This is a genomic window from Bacterioplanoides sp. SCSIO 12839 (genome assembly GCF_024397975.1).
Classification (GTDB): Bacteria; Pseudomonadota; Gammaproteobacteria; order Pseudomonadales; family Oceanobacteraceae; genus Bacterioplanoides.
In genome coordinates, this window is the sequence record NZ_CP073745.1 from 740,332 (window position 1) to 754,136 (window position 13,805).

Annotated in this window: 9 protein-coding genes; 6 read left to right on the forward strand and 3 right to left on the reverse strand. The window is 45.2% G+C overall.

Annotated elements, in window-relative coordinates; genetic code table 11:
- The first annotated feature begins 16 nt into the window (after positions 1–16).
- From KFF03_RS03525 to KFF03_RS03540, 3 genes are all read left to right on the forward strand, one after another.
- Entirely contained in the window at positions 17–3,739 is a 3,723-nt protein-coding gene (locus tag KFF03_RS03525) for a hydantoinase B/oxoprolinase family protein (protein ID WP_255858927.1), read from the forward strand.
- Positions 3,740–3,751: 12 nt separating this feature from the next.
- On the forward strand, positions 3,752–6,364 hold the full coding sequence (locus tag KFF03_RS17670) for a LuxR C-terminal-related transcriptional regulator (RefSeq protein WP_304941522.1): 2,613 nt from the start codon (positions 3,752–3,754) through the stop codon (positions 6,362–6,364).
- A gap of 142 nt (positions 6,365–6,506) precedes the next feature.
- The gene (locus KFF03_RS03540) at positions 6,507–7,673 is read left to right on the forward strand and encodes a hypothetical protein (RefSeq protein ID WP_255858928.1); all 1,167 of its coding nucleotides are present in this window, start codon (positions 6,507–6,509) and stop codon (positions 7,671–7,673) included.
- Positions 7,674–7,716: 43 nt separating this feature from the next.
- Here the strand turns inward: KFF03_RS03540 and KFF03_RS03545 are convergent, their stop codons facing one another.
- The 3 genes from KFF03_RS03545 to KFF03_RS03555 form a co-directional block, all read right to left on the reverse strand.
- Positions 7,717–8,376, reverse strand: a complete 660-nt coding sequence (locus tag KFF03_RS03545) for a metallophosphoesterase (RefSeq protein ID WP_255858929.1) — start codon at positions 8,374–8,376, stop codon at positions 7,717–7,719.
- A gap of 6 nt (positions 8,377–8,382) precedes the next feature.
- Entirely contained in the window at positions 8,383–9,648 is a 1,266-nt protein-coding gene (locus KFF03_RS03550; RefSeq protein ID WP_255858930.1) for an O-antigen ligase, read from the reverse strand.
- Positions 9,649–9,715: 67 nt separating this feature from the next.
- On the reverse strand, positions 9,716–10,228 hold the full coding sequence (locus KFF03_RS03555; RefSeq protein ID WP_255858931.1) for a hypothetical protein: 513 nt from the start codon (positions 10,226–10,228) through the stop codon (positions 9,716–9,718).
- A 351-nt stretch (positions 10,229–10,579) separates the two neighbouring features.
- Here KFF03_RS03555 and KFF03_RS03560 point away from each other — a divergent pair, with 351 nt between their 5' ends.
- The 3 genes from KFF03_RS03560 to KFF03_RS03570 are packed head-to-tail and all read left to right on the forward strand — an operon-like array spanning position 10,580 to position 13,802.
- Positions 10,580–11,473 carry a glycosyltransferase family 2 protein gene (locus KFF03_RS03560; protein WP_255858932.1) on the forward strand — a complete coding sequence of 298 codons (894 nt, stop codon included), beginning with the start codon at positions 10,580–10,582 and terminating at the stop codon, positions 11,471–11,473.
- The gene (locus KFF03_RS03565; RefSeq protein WP_255858933.1) at positions 11,473–12,714 is read left to right on the forward strand and encodes an O-antigen ligase family protein; all 1,242 of its coding nucleotides are present in this window, start codon (positions 11,473–11,475) and stop codon (positions 12,712–12,714) included. The genes KFF03_RS03560 and KFF03_RS03565 overlap by 1 nt, the downstream gene beginning before the upstream one ends.
- Positions 12,711–13,802: a heparan-alpha-glucosaminide N-acetyltransferase domain-containing protein gene (locus tag KFF03_RS03570; protein WP_255858935.1), complete on the forward strand. Its 1,092-nt coding sequence runs from the start codon at positions 12,711–12,713 to the stop codon at positions 13,800–13,802. The genes KFF03_RS03565 and KFF03_RS03570 overlap by 4 nt, the downstream gene beginning before the upstream one ends.
- Positions 13,803–13,805: the final 3 nt, after the last annotated feature.

The window sequence follows — 13,805 nt, forward strand, 5'->3', positions numbered from 1 at the left end:
TTCCGGTTGTACTCTCATGTCTGCTTCTGATGTTTCTGATCATTCTTTCTGGCAATTCTGGGTCGATCGGGGCGGCACGTTCACTGATATTGTTGCCCGTCGTCCGGATGGTGAATTATTAAGCCGTAAGCTGTTATCCGAAAATCCACAACATTACCAAGATGCCGCCGTTGAGGGGATTCGCCGTATTCGTGCCGAATTCCCCCAGTTTCCGCAAGACGGTAGCGGTCAGATTGAATCGGTGAAAATGGGCACCACAGTAGCCACCAATGCCTTGCTGGAACGCAAAGGTGAAGACACTTGCCTGTTAATTAGCCATGGCTTGCGCGACCAGCTGGAAATTGGCTATCAGACCCGGCCGGATATTTTTGCCATTCATATTGAACAACCAGAGTTGTTGTATCGTTGTGTGTATGAAGCACCGGAGCGAGTATTAGCCGATGGCACGGTGGATATGCCACTGGATGAAGAAGGGGTTCAGGTCATCCTGCGTGAAGCCCGCGAGCAGGGGCTAACATCGTTGGCGGTAGTGTTTATGCACGCTTATAAATACCCGCAGCATGAGCAAATGGTCGCTGATATTGCCCGTGACATGGGCTTTACTCAGATTTCGTTATCGCATCAGGTCAGCCCGCTGATTAAATTCGTGCCGCGGGGTGACACTACGGTGGCGGATGCCTATTTATCCCCGGTGTTAAAGCGTTACGTACAGCAAGTAAAAAATGGACTGCCGGTTTCCGTAAACGGTAAGCCAACCGATTTACAGTTTATGCAATCCAATGGCGGCTTAACCGATGCCGACGTATTTCATGGCAAAGATGCGGTGTTATCCGGCCCGGCCGGTGGTGTGGTGGGCATGGTGCGCACTGCCGAGCAAGATGGTTTTAACCAGATTATTGGTTTTGATATGGGTGGCACCTCCACCGATGTCAGCCACTACACCGCAGGTGAAAAAGGAGAGAGGGCTGGTGAACTTGAGCGTGAAACCGAAACACAGGTAACCGGTATCCGCTTGCGGGTGCCAATGATGAATATTCATACGGTGGCCGCCGGTGGTGGCTCGATTGTGAAGTTTGCCGATGGTCGTTTTCAGGTCGGGCCGGAATCAGCTGGCGCGTTCCCCGGACCAGCCTGTTATCGTAATGGTGGGCCGTTAACGGTCACCGACTGCAATGTGTTGCTCGGAAAAATTCAACCGCAACACTTTCCTTATGTGTTTGGTGCACAACAAAACGAGCCGCTGGATAAGAAAATTGTTGAGCAGAAATTCTGGCAGTTATCAGAACAGATTCAACAGGAAAGTGGCCAGCAGCTCACACCACAGCAGATTGCTGAAGGTTTCTTAACCATTGCGGTCGATAATATGGCCAATGCCGTGAAAAAGATTTCCGTGCAGCGTGGTTATGATATTCAGAATTATGCACTCAATGCCTTTGGTGGCGCGGGCGCGCAACATGCGTGTTTGGTTGCCGATGCTTTGGGTATGGAGCATGTTTATCTGCATCCTCTGGCCGGCGTATTATCAGCTTATGGTATTGGTCTGGCTGAACAACGCTGGTTGGGAGAAGAAGCGGTTGAAAAGTCTCTGAGTCAGGAACCTCTAGAGACACTGGCCGCAGCAGAGCAGGCCTTTTTAACACTTCAGCAACAGTCGGACATAAGTGGCTCTCAAGCAACCGAAACGCGTCGTGCCTATTGTCGGTATGACGGTTCGGACACGCACTTATTGGTTGAGTTTTCTGATGCGCCTGCCATGCGCGAAAACTTTGAACAGCAACACCAGCAATTATTTGGTTTTATTTACCGCGACAAAGAATTATTGCTCGATGCGGTGCAACTCGAAGTGGTTGCCGGGGGTTATCAGCCAGAGCCACAAACTTTACCATCGGGTCAGCCTGCTGTGACAGAAACCAGCGAACTTTTCTCTGGCAATCAACAACACGCAATCAATGTATATGCTCGTGAGCAATTACCCGCTGGTTTTAGCTTGGCAGGCCCTGCGTTATTAACCGATGCCAATAGCACGATTGTGATCGAACCGAACTGGCAGTTGGAAGTATTAACCAGCGGCGCGTTAGTTATTAAAAAATCTTTATCAGCGGAAAGCGCTGTGCAAAAAAGCGCGCTGACGTCAGAGCCTGAAAGCATTAAAAACGATGCTGTTAAGAACGACCCAGTACGATTAGAAATATTTAATAATATTTTTATGTCAGCCGCTGAACAAATGGGGTTTGTACTGGAAAAAACCGCAACCAGCGTCAACATTAAAGAACGTCTGGATTTCTCTTGTGCCATTTTTGATGGTGATGGCGAGCTGGTGGCGAATGCGCCGCATATTCCGGTGCATTTAGGCTCAATGAGCGAAAGCATTAAAGTGGTGATAAAAGATCATCCGAATATGCAGCCCGGCGATGCTTTTGTATTAAATACGCCCTATAACGGCGGTACGCATTTGCCGGATGTAACTGTTGTAAAACCGGTATTTATTCAGCAGAACTTGATAAATGAAAAACCCGACTTTTATGTTGCAGCCCGTGGTCACCATGCCGATATCGGCGGTATTACTCCCGGCTCAATGCCTGCCAATAGCCAGCATATCGAACAAGAAGGAGTGTTACTCGATAATCTGGTGTTGATACGTGATGGCGAATTTCAAACGCAAAGCATTCTAGACGTATTGTCTGCGGCTAAATATCCGGCACGAAATCCCCAACAAAATATTGCCGACTTAACCGCACAAGTGGCGGCTTGTGAGAAAGGCGCCAGTGAACTGCAACGTGTCTGCGCTGAATATGGCTTGCCAACGGTATTGGCGTATATGCAATACGTTCAGGAAAATGCCGAACAAACCCTGCGCGATTGCTTAGCGGATTTACCCAGCGGTTCATTTTGTTATGCCATGGATGACGGCACTCAGTTTCAGGTGGCTATCGAGGTCGATCAAACCACTCAAACGGCGGTGATTGATTTTTCCGGAACCGGCTACCGCCCAGATCAGTTAATGCATCCCGGTAATTTTAATGCCCCTACCTCGGTGGTTTATGCTGCGGTGTTATACAGCTTCCGCGCGCTGGTAGATAAACCCATGCCATTAAATGCCGGATTTTTTAAACCGTTAACCATTAAGGTTCCGCCGCAATCGATTATTGCTCCGGTTTATCCAGCGGCGGTGGTATCGGGTAATGTAGAAACCGCGCAATATTTAACCGACTGCATGATGGGTGCGTCAGGGCTAATGGCGGGCTGTCAGGGCACCAATAATAATTTCACCTTTGGTGATGACTCCCACCAATATTACGAAACCTTATGCGGTGGGGTGGGTGCCAGCCACAAGGGCGATGGTGCCAGTGGGGTCCACAGTCATATGACGAATTCGCGTTTAACCGACCCGGAAATTTTAGAACAACGTTTTCCTGTGATGTTGGAACATTTTCACTTGCGTGCGTTATCCGGTGGTAGCGGCTTGTTCAATGGTGGTCATGGAGTTGAGCGCCATATTCGTTTTTTAAAAAATATGCGGGCAAATATTATCAGTGGCCATCGTCAACAAACCACCTTTGGCCTGAATGGGGGCAGCTCCGGGCAGGTTGGTTTTAATTTTGTTAAACGTCGCTCTGGCAAGCTGGAGAAATTAGCAGGTTGTGCCGATGTTGAATTACAAGCGGGAGAGGTGTTTTGCATTCATACTCCGGGAGGAGGTGGTTTTGGTGAGCCAACCTCTCAATCTACCGCTGAGTGATGGAACAATAAAATGACGGAGAAACACACAATCGATCCGCAAACGATGAAAAAACAGCTGGAACAGCGTGCTCGCCAGGCGGTTATTCATAATAAGGCCAGACGCCCTGTATTTGCTCCTCATTTCTGGCGACGGTCGGAGTTGTTAACAAAAGCGTTTCAGCAGCAGGATATTGTCTGGCTCAACTGCGCGGCAGGCTATGGCAAGACCTTGTTGATGGCGGAATACTGTGATCAGCAATCGCATGTCATCTGGTTTCGCTGTGATGATCGTGATGCCTCCGCGATGGCATTTCTGGATAACTTGCTGGAAGTGTGTGCGGCGCAACTAATGGAGATAGAAAATCTCGCGTTATCGCATCGGCAACTGTCTGCTGCCCAGCACCCCAGTACCACGGTTGATGCGGATCAATCCCTGCTGTTGTGGTTGGATGAAATCGCGGCGTATCAGCAACCCGTTGTCTTGTGTCTGGACGATGTTCACTTATTAAAAAGTGATGATGTTCAATCGTTATTAGCCCGCCTTATATCGGAACGGCCAAATAATCTTAAGTTGCTGCTGGCCGGACGTTACTTGCCACAATCATTAGGACGTTTACGGCTGCAACAGAATATTGTCTGGTTGAGTAGTCAGGAGCTGACCTTTAATGATGATCAGGTTCAACGTTTTCTGATGAATAATGACGTTGAGCAGGCGGGTCGCCTGGTACCGGTAATTCATTCACGCTTGCAGGGCTGGCCCGCTGGCCTGAGTTTGTGGCTCGGTTGTTTCCGGGCGTTAGGTAAACCGTCTGAACCGCCGGTGCTCCTGGGGCAGCTGGAAATGAGCGATTACCTGCAAGGCGAAGCTTTACATGCATTATCAACGGATATGCAGCAATTTATCCAGCAAGCGGCGGTGGTGGGGACATTCAATGAATCGCTTCTGGAACACTGCCTTGGCAGCCATAACTTCCACGGCTTATTACAACAAGCGCTGTCACAAAATTTGTTTATTGAACCTCTGTCAGACCGGCCGGGTTGGTATGCCTTTCATCCGGTGATGGCTTCCCTGTTAAGTCAGCAGTTACCGCAGGCATCGCGTCAGTCCCTTCATGCTCAGGCATACGATTGGTTACGACGTGGCAACGATCGAATGGCTGCACTGTTTCATGCCAAAGAAGCGGGTTTATCCCAACAGGTCATTCCTTGGGTTGAAGAACAGGTCGACCATCTGATTGGGAGTCTGGATATTGCTGCCATGCTTGAGTGGCTTGAGGGATTAGGGGATGAGTTATTACGCCGCTCTTCTCATCTGATGATGATTGCCGCCTGGTCATGGTTATTTACTCAACAACGCGATAAAGCTTTGCCGTTGGTGAATACGCTGATTCAGAGCGAGCAGATTTCAGAGTATGAAAAAGCCGCATTGCAGGGTTATCTGGCGCGCCTGGATGGTGATATCAAACATGCCGAAGAGCGCTGTAAGTTTGCCTTAGAACATTTACCTGAAGATCGTTTTACCATCCGTATTCTGATGGGTACCAGCTTGTCTTTACTTTGTCTGGTCAATAACGATGCGGATGGGGCCAGAATCTGGAATCGCTTTGCTCAGGATCTGGCGCGCCAGCACCAGGTACCGGCAATGGAAGCTCAGGTATTGTTTGATTATGGTCGGATTGAATTAAATCGCGGCCATATTAAACGTAGCCTGGCAGTGATTGAACAGGGGCTGACGTTATTAACGGCGAACAAAAACAGTGGTATTTCATTAGGCCGTTTATTGTCATACAAAGCCTTTATGCTGTGGCTGATGGGGCATGACCGTAAGCCACTGATTGATATGATGCAGCAGGGTATCTCAGCCAGCAGTCGCAGTCATGATACTGCCGTTTGTTATGGTTATGCCTTCCTGGCCATGGCCAAGGCCGAAGTGGGCCAATACGACGAAGCACTGGATTTGCTGGATCAGGTTGAGCGTCTGATGCAACGCTGGCAGGTACGTATTGAAAACTACCAATGGCTGGCAATGGTGAAGGCCAATGTCTGGATTTATCAGGGTAAATTGACCCGTGCTCAGAGTTACATCGATGAATTCATAAAAATGCAGGAAAATGGCCCGTTGGTACGCTCGGACGTATTTCCAATGTTGCCCGACTTTATCTCGGTTACCCGTGCACGTTTGTATCTTAAAGCGAATAACCCCAAAGCCTGTATTGCTGAAGCGGATCAATGGTTACGTAACAACAGTCAGAATTTAATGAGTGTGGTTATCATGATGCTCCGAGCGGTGGCGCTGCGCGCAGAAAAACCAGCCGAAGGAGAAGCCCAGTTACGCCACCTGCAAACAATCCTTGATCGCGAAGGCATTGGTATGGATATGAGCCAATGGATACCTAATCTGCATACTAACTGGAGTGAAGACGTCGAACTACTCACCAAAGTACCAGACAATGTATCGCTCAGTGAGAGAGAGCTTGAAGTATTGCGCAAAATAGACCAGGGGTTATCCAATCAGGAAATTGCCGATTTATTGTTTATTTCCCTTCATACCGTGAAAACACATGCGCGTAAAATTAACGTTAAGCTAGGTGCTAAAAGTCGAACACAAGCATTGCACCGAGCCAAAGAGTTACTACTTATCTGATTTGTTTTTATAACCATTCGAGATAGAAATATTATTCCTCATAGCAGTTGTTAAAAAAACGATCAGAAAGCCTGTTTGAATTGGCATATCAGTAAGTCATTAGCTAAACCTGAGTAATTAGTTAACTACTCAGGCTTTAATAATGGCTTACCCTGCGTTATTGGTTGGCGTGACAGATTGCCAGAATCTTGATCAGCAACTTGGCTCTGCTTATGAACTCACTCATATTGCGACCATTGATAATATCCATGAAAAAACAATGGATTTTTCAGTGGTTGTCATCAATGCCGTTAGTTTGGGGATGGGTCAGGCAATCCAAAGCTGTGAGTTATTAAAGCAACATGCCAAATACCAGGATAGCTCGGTGATTGTATTGGCAAGCCGCGACGAATTGGCAGACCGTATGGATGCACTGGCCGCTGGTTTTGATGACTTTATTTGCCACGACTCGATGTGGGAATTAAAAGCCAGATTAGATCGGGTTGTTTTTAATAAACTGGCCAACGTGCAATTAAAAACTCAGCTACAGCAAGCCAATGAAATGGCCTTTATTGCCATGTCAGATACCTCCGACCTGGGGGTGAATGTTCAGTTTTTACTCGACTGCAATACCTGTAATAACCTGGATGAACTCGGCATGCGATTGTTTCAGGCATTGCAGAGTTACGGGCTGAACTGCAGTTTACAAATGCGCAGTACGCATGGCGTTAAAAATATGGAAGCCAATGGCATGGCAAAAGCGATGGAATCGGTACTGTTGGAACAATGCAAAAATCAGGGCCGTTACGTGGATTTTGGCCATCGATCCATTATGAATTATGAGAGCGTATCGTTATTGGTTAAAAACATGCCGATCCACGATGAAAAAAAATACGGCGCGATTAAAGACAATGTATTTTCATTATTACAGGGAACTCATGCACGTGTGGTGGCTCTGGATAATCAGAAAAACCTTGAATTAGAAGGTGCTCTGGTTAAACAAATGACCCAAAAAATGAACCAGTTGATGAAACATGTGGATGATTCTTATCAGGAAGTGATGCGACAAATTGTCGATGTGGTTGAAACTATGGCAGAAGGCATGGATAACAGCGTGCACTTTTTAGGACTGGATGAAAGCCAGGAAATGGCCATTCAGAAAATTATGGAAACCGGCATTCTCGATACCAATAAGATATTTAATAGTGGGATGACGTTAGACCGCGAATTGAAAGACTTTCTGACACTGGTTGAAGAAAGTTTCAATCAGAAACAGATTGATGCTTCACTGTTAAATAAATTGGTTGAACGTATGCCAACGGAACATTAGCGACACGGGCATTCAACGACATGGGTGCTTTACGACGCTATAGCTACAACTGCTTAATGGTCAGCGGGTTACCCAGGTAAGCCCCTTGATCGATATACAAGCGATTACCCAGCTGCAACTCCTGCTCAGAAATATTATGACCATGAACCAGGCAGTCGACATTGGCAACGACATGCTGGCTGCGCTCCTTAAAGTGCGTTCGTCCCCAAATACATTGCTTCAATTCATGCTCTGTTAGTGTTTCAAACTGGTGCCAATCATTCAGCGGATAATCAGCGTGAACAATGCCATACGCCAAACCCGAAGCATTGTGTACCTCAATGGCAATTGGCATCGCTTCGATAGCGCAGAACCAATCTGGCCAATGGCAAGGATCGGTACTTGTGATCCAATCACCGCCATGCTGCAGCCATAACATTTTGTCTTGATTGTTATGGTATTTCAGCGCATTCACCATCAGGTATTCGTGATTGCCTAATACCGAAAAGAACCAGGGTTTTTCCAACAACTCCAAGGCACGTTGTGATTGAGGGCCTCGATCGATCAAATCACCCACACAAATCAGCCGGTCTTGCTGCTTATCAAAATTTAGTTGCTGCAGCTGTTGATACAAGCCGTCGACACAGCCGTGCAAGTCGCCCACCACAAAGTCTCGACCAGAGGTATTTACCGGCAGTGTTAATTTAGAGGCACTCAGTTTCATAATGAGTTATCGCAATGGTGTATAGCGGGCAATACAAGCCATGGCCATTAAAAAGACAAACATAAAGGCATTGGCCGGAATCTGTAGATTAAAATCCACACTGGAATGAATCGCAATGGCTAACAGGCCCATGGTCGAGGCAAAACCTAATCCTTTCATCAAATTACTGTGCCGTTTACGCATAGCAACCAGCCCCAGCCAGCCACACCAGACAGCGGCTAACATCAAAGCAATAAAACCAGGCAGGCCAAACTCGGCTAAAAACTGCAGATAATCATTATGGGCATGGTCGTATAATCCCCGGACGGTGACATCAGCACTGCGATAGGCCGGGTAGGTGTATTGATAACTGCCCGCACCAATACCCAATGCCGGGTTTTGCTGCCACATCTGATAAGTATCGCGTGCCACCTCATCGCGGCTTTCTTTTTCAACACTGGTGTTTTGCAGGCGTTCGGCTACTTTTTCGACACCAAAAAAAGTGCCCACAATGGCAACATCAATCACCAATAAGCTGGTTAGCAGAACTGTAGTGGCGCGCGAACGGTTTTTCATGAGCAGCAGTGCAAGGGCACCAGTGATCATCAAGCTGGCAAAAAAAGCGGTATTGCCCATACGAGAGCGGGTTAATACTAACGCAATCACCATTACGGCTAATAATAAGCGCATAATCACTTTAGGGCTTAATATAGTATCAATGGTTTGCCGTAGGCGTTGTCGCCAGCTACCTCGATAACGTGCTGACTGCGACAATAAGAAACCAATACCCAGCGCCAGACTCATCTCAAGGTAGCCCGCTAAGTGGTTGCGGTTAATAAAGGTGCCGGTGGCTGTGCCACGGTAACTGGACTTTTCAGTAAAAAAGCTCCACTCCAGACCACTCAGTACCATCAGTGCCCCGTAAATGGCCTGAAAACTGGCCGCGAGAATAACAACCCAAATCGCACGCTTGATACGCTCACGAGTTGTTAATAGCAACAATGTCAGTACAAAAAAAGCGACCAGCCCCAGGCCCTGTAATAAAGAATGTTGGATATCATGGCGGTTATCCAACAGCAGGCTTTGTATAATCACCCACAGTTGAGCAACTAATAACAAGAGCCAGACGGGTGAGGCTTTGGTTAAAACCAGGGGATAAACCGATGTTTTTAATTCATAAAAAAGCATGAAAAAGACAGCGGCGCAAAACAACGGCCAGGCCCAATCAACATTACCAGAAAATGGCAGAGGCAATGTAAATAAAACAAGCAGATAGTATTTCCAGTTACTCATAAGGCCAGCATAAAGCAAAAAACCCGGCAAGCCGGGTAATAAAGATATGAACTACAAAGCCTAAAACTTAGTTAGGGCTAACGGGTTGTAGGGCACCGACAACTGGGGCAGGACGAGCTGGTGTCGAACCACCAACAGGTGCTGTTGTAACAGTACCGGTAGCAGGGCTTTGTGATTGCGATTGTGCTATCGCAGCACCAATATCAGCTTCAGAAATGTTCTGGTTTTGTGCTGCTGCAACCACTAATGCACTATCAATTTGGTTGTTTTGTGCGGCCGTATTAACAGCAGCGACGGCGTCAGCATTACTAACGCCAGCGGCAGTGGTAGCGGCAAGAACATCAGCAACTGACTGATTATTGGCTAATGCAGCACTGGCGGCATCCGCGGCAGGAATGCCGGCAGCAATAGCAGCAGCCATGGTGTCATTGAGCGATACACCTGCGTCTAACATTTCTGTAATCAGGTCTTGTGCACAAGAAGCACTACTACAAGCATCAACGGCCTTTTGCATGGCTTCAGCGGGAGAAAGGGTCGTTAAATCGGTTTTTAAATCGGCAAAGGCTGACAGACTTGTCATAAAAGTCATAAGAAGCAGTAAAGTTCTCATTAGTAAGATCCCTCTTGTGCAGAACGAATACATTGGAAGTCTAATGGTTATATCTCCATAAGCCAAGTGAAAGTGGCGTAATTTGATCACTTTCATCAGGGCTTAATATCTAGTTCTAATTCATTAGCTGGCCAATGATAAGCAAAAAATATGATCGATATATGACAAATAGAAAAGTGTTTAGATATTTTGAGACTACCGGTAAAAATGGCGGTAAATGGCAAGTTTTTTAGAGTAAGTCATTCACAAAATGAGAGCGGATGTGTAAAGTTCTGATGACTAGGGATTCTAATATTTTGAATGACACGCTATGGACAGATTATGCTTATCTCAGTTTGTATGTGCACATATAAGCGGTTGCATGTAGTCGAAACGCTGAAAAGTATCGATCAACAACAATTGCCTGAAGGTATCAATCTAGAAGTTGTGGTAGTTGATAATGACGAAAGTGCGTTCGCAAGAGATCTAGTTTTAAATCAAGCTAAGAAAATGGTGGTTCCTGTAGTTTACGCTCAGGAAACGGCGAAAAATATTGCAAAAGCTAGAAATAAAACCATCGCGAATGCTTCTGGCGAGTGGCTTGCTTTTATCGATGATGATGAAGTTGCTGATGCGCAATGGATTAAACATCTTTTAGCCACTGCTGAAGCTTATCAGGCGGATGTGGTTTTTGGCCGTGTTATTTCTTTGTATCCAGAAAATACGCCTCAATGGGTGATTAAATCTGGTGCCTTTGAGCGACCTACACGTCCTGATGGCTCTGTTGTAACGAGTGGTGGCACTAATTCCACTTTGGTCAATAAAGCTTTTCTTGATCATAACGCTCTAAAATTTGACGAGGCTTATGGTCTTACCGGCGGTGAAGATGCCGATTTATTCCATAGAATGCACGAGCTGGGAGCTAAATTAGTTACATCTAATAATGCTACCGTGTCAGAAGAGGTCGCCCAAGATCGACTTAATTCATCGTATATCTTAAAAAAATGTTTCAGAGTTGGTGAAACATACACACGCTATCGACTGCTTGATCAAGCCTCTTCTAAGAAAATTCGTTATATGGCTGAAAACTCTCTAAAGGGATTGGTGTTTTTAGTGTGGATGTTGTTGCTTTTGCCAATGGGGAAAAATTCATATTTTAAACCGTTACTTGGTTTTGTAGATAAAGCCGGAAAGCTAAAAGCGCTATTTTCTAAACGTGTGGTTGAGTTGTACTGATGAGGCTGCTGGAAGGGAATGGCAGCTCTATCTCATACCTATGGGAGAAATACGGTTTCTGTCTCGTGCTGTTGTTTTGCCTTGGTGTTTTTCAGGCTGATTTAACGAGTAAAGGCGGTATGATGGAGGCTGACTTTTCACAAAGGATGGCCAATAAATCCGGCGGCAATTTCATCAAACAACTCTTCTGGATTAGCTTTTTCCTTTTCTATATCAGTCGTTTTTTTCTAGTTAATAGTTTAGCGTCCAAAGAATTGGGCAAAAAGCTATTTTGGTTGTTGGTCTTACCCTCGGTGGCCTTAGTTAGCGCGATTTGGGCTGAACAGTCCAGCTACGTGATTAAGCGGTCTTTCTTTCAGCTCTGTTTCATTTTTACGGTTTGTTTATCGTTTTATTACAGTTATCAACGCGGTGGTTTATACCGTTCCGTGGTGGTGGCAGTTTGCGTGGTTTTTCTGTTAACGCTCATCTCCATTGCGCTTGGGGCTGGTTTTACCCCGTCTGGCGCATTATCTGCTTATGTGGCTGGAAAAAATGTTAATGCCATTAACCTCATCGTTCTGATTGCACTTGTGACGCTTTTGATTGTTCATATGGGTGCAAGGAAAGAATTACTCTGGATGACTTTTGGTTTGATGGCGTTGCTTATACTGACCAAAAGCAAAACCAACATATTCATAGCGTGTCTTTTCTTTTTTCTTGTTTGGCTACGTCCTGTGTTTTCCACCCCAGTAGTGCTTTCTCTGTTTACTGGTGCAGTAATGTTATTTGTAATAGTACCTTTGGTTACTCTGACATTGAACTTTGAATGGAACCCAGGCATGTCTTTAGAACCTGATGCTTTAACGGGCAGGGGGTTTATTTGGGATACGTTGTATTTTGACATCAAGACCTTTGACAAGGTACTGCTCGGTTATGGTTATGGTGGCTACTTTGGTACAGGATCTATACCGTTTTATTTTGACGATGACTTTAGTTTTATTAAACGCATTACGACGGCACATAATGGCTATTTGGAATTAATTCTCCAATTAGGATATATCCTGACGCTTTTCGTACTTTGTTTTATTGCCTATCTAATTAAAGGATTTTCTTACGGCTGGCAGGTCTCTGCTATGGCCATTCCTATCATTCACAACTTAACGGAATCTTCGATCTTTCGAGATCAGAATATGATTTGGTTATTGTGCTTAATAGTTATCACTTCTACGTGTTTTAAGTTGGAGAAGGCAAAGTTATGAGTCGTATTACTTGGCTGGATACAGGCAGAGGATTAGCCATTATATTGCTAATTTTTGCTCATTATATTGGTGCTTTAGAGTCAAGAGGAATTATCTCGGAAGAGGTTTTGAACTGGTTAAAAGCGTTTTTCCGAATTGCGACGCCATACTTTATTTTAATCTTTGGGTTTACCTTTTTTATTGCCTACTCAAGAAAAGTTGATGGTTTATCATCGATGCCTTCTCTTTATCAAAAATTAAAAGTTCGTATTTTTAAGATATTCATAGCTAGGGAAATGATCGTTCTGATTTTAGCATTTCGTTTTCCAGAGATGATGGATCAGCTGTTCACGATCATGATTTATCAACAGTTTGCGAAAGGGGGCGAGATACTGACCTTTTATTTGATGGCTGTTGCTTTGGCTCCGCTGGCAATTTTATGGATGAAACGAGTTAACACCAGCACCGCGTTAGTATCCATTTTCAGTCTTTATATTGGTTCTTATGCTATCGGCTTATCATTTGGTGCTGCTGATAACAGTAACTTGTTTAGAGTTCTGTTTTATAACGTTTATCCGTTCTTTCCTTTTTTCGCCTTAGCGCTTATCGGTATGTTAATCGCTAAAGACTTTAGATCTTTAAGTAACCTTACCGTTGTGAAAGTTTACGGCTCTCTTTCAGCATTTTTAATTATAGGATCAATTATTGGTTTCAACCTGATAGATGATCAGCCACTCATAAAGCTTGCGTTAGCTAAATATAAGGCGCCGCCACATCCTCTTTATATGAGTCTCTACTTAGGGCTTTCTATTGCTGTGACCATGCTGGTTGCAGTGCTCAGTCAATTTAAAGGATGGATTGCAAAAATTAAATCGGTTGTAGATACCATTGGCCGTAATTCTCTTGCTTCTTATGTATTGCACTATGCACTTTATTTCTCTGTGCCGTTAGCTGCTTTGGCACCGAGTCATAATAAATTGGTTGAAGTGTTTACCTTTATTTTATTGATGATTCTTTTTTATCTTTTGATCGTTATTCGAGACGAGCAGAAGCGAAATGGACATTCCATCTGGCAATTTAAGTTCTTGATGCCTATAGCGAACAGGTGAATT

Bases quoted from the DNA above. Each gene is read 5' to 3' on its own strand.
- KFF03_RS03560 (WP_255858932.1), top strand. From the start codon at position 10,580: ATGCTTATCTCAGTTTGTATGTGCACATATAAGCGGTTGCATGTAGTC.
- KFF03_RS03545 (WP_255858929.1), bottom strand. From the start codon at position 8,376: ATGAAACTGAGTGCCTCTAAATTAACACTGCCGGTAAATACCTCTGGT.
- KFF03_RS03565 (WP_255858933.1), top strand. From the start codon at position 11,473: ATGAGGCTGCTGGAAGGGAATGGCAGCTCTATCTCATACCTATGGGAG.
- KFF03_RS17670 (WP_304941522.1), top strand. From the start codon at position 3,752: ATGACGGAGAAACACACAATCGATCCGCAAACGATGAAAAAACAGCTG.
- KFF03_RS03570 (WP_255858935.1), top strand. From the start codon at position 12,711: ATGAGTCGTATTACTTGGCTGGATACAGGCAGAGGATTAGCCATTATA.
- KFF03_RS03525 (WP_255858927.1), top strand. From the start codon at position 17: ATGTCTGCTTCTGATGTTTCTGATCATTCTTTCTGGCAATTCTGGGTC.
- KFF03_RS03555 (WP_255858931.1), bottom strand. From the start codon at position 10,228: ATGACAAGTCTGTCAGCCTTTGCCGATTTAAAAACCGATTTAACGACC.
- KFF03_RS03540 (WP_255858928.1), top strand. From the start codon at position 6,507: ATGGCTTACCCTGCGTTATTGGTTGGCGTGACAGATTGCCAGAATCTT.
- KFF03_RS03550 (WP_255858930.1), bottom strand. From the start codon at position 9,648: ATGAGTAACTGGAAATACTATCTGCTTGTTTTATTTACATTGCCTCTG.